Here is a 1,108-nt window from a genome sequence, read left to right as displayed (position 1 = left end):
TTATTTTTTAAAAACTACAACATAAAACCAAAAATAAACCTCGCTTAAATGTGCTTAAACGAGGTTGTTTTTTATACTGATTCTGAAAGTTTAGTTTTTGAGTGAGGTTGCGCAACAGCTACCACTGTTGAAGGAAAAGCGAGTTTCCTAATTGATGCTTTGGAAAACTTCAAACTTGATCAACCCATTTTTATTTATGACAATGTAACAGATACTTATAATGACATTAGAAATGGAATGTTTGAAGTAAATCTTCCTGTTGGAGTATTTAATTCTCGTTTTTCTTTGCGATTTAAAGACAATACACTAAATGTTGAGCAAAATACAATTAGCGATGCAATACAAATTAACCACATTCAAAACGACAATTCACTTCTAATCATTAACAAGTCATTAAATACAATTGTCGAAAAAGTTATTCTTTATACTATTCTTGGTCAACCCATATCCAATTGGAAAATTGAAAATCAAGATCAACAAAATATTAAAATTCCAATAAAAAACCTAAGATCAGGCATCTATATTGTCAAACTGCAAACCTCAAACGAGGAAGTCAGCAAAAAAGTAATTGTATTGGACAAATAAAAAAAGACTGTCCATTTGATGAATTTTCATTCATTCAAAGATTAAAAATTATTTTGCATCCCTCCCTACTGCTGTAGCTAAATACAAATTGCCTATAAAAACGAAATATATACTGTTTTATAGGCAATTTTGATTTTCCTACAAATCGGCAACTTTTATTTTATCATATAACGATTATCTCTATTTTAAAATTTGCTATTATTAAACATAAATTCAAAAACCAATCCATCTATTAATTTATTACTACAGTATTTTTTTATTTTCATCAATTAAAAAAGCACTTTTCATCGATAAAAACAAGTCTTTTACCGACAATTTATTTTGCAGATTAAAATATAATCCTTAGGTTTGAATATGCTAAACTACCGCTATATGAAAAAAATTACCTACTTATTGTTATCTGTTTTATTTTTTACAACGTTTTTGTATTCACAATCCACACATGAATCACATAAAACAAAAACAGAACCTAATGAAATTTACAAAAAAATTAAAATAACCAATCCTTCGTCAGAAATGATGA

Annotated in this window: 1 protein-coding gene; it reads left to right on the top strand. The window is 27.3% G+C overall.

Going from position 1 to position 1,108, the window contains the following annotated elements:
* The first annotated feature begins 159 nt into the window (after nucleotides 1–159).
* On the top strand, nucleotides 160–585 hold the full coding sequence (locus C3L50_RS16195; protein ID WP_103807220.1) for a T9SS type A sorting domain-containing protein: 426 nt from the start codon (nucleotides 160–162) through the stop codon (nucleotides 583–585).
* Nucleotides 586–1,108: the final 523 nt, after the last annotated feature.

The sequence above is a fragment of the Flavobacterium alvei genome (assembly GCF_002920895.1).
GTDB classification, from domain to species: Bacteria; Bacteroidota; Bacteroidia; order Flavobacteriales; family Flavobacteriaceae; genus Flavobacterium; species Flavobacterium alvei.
Note: the sequence above shows the minus strand (reverse complement) of the source record. Positions and strands in the feature narration are given on the sequence as shown.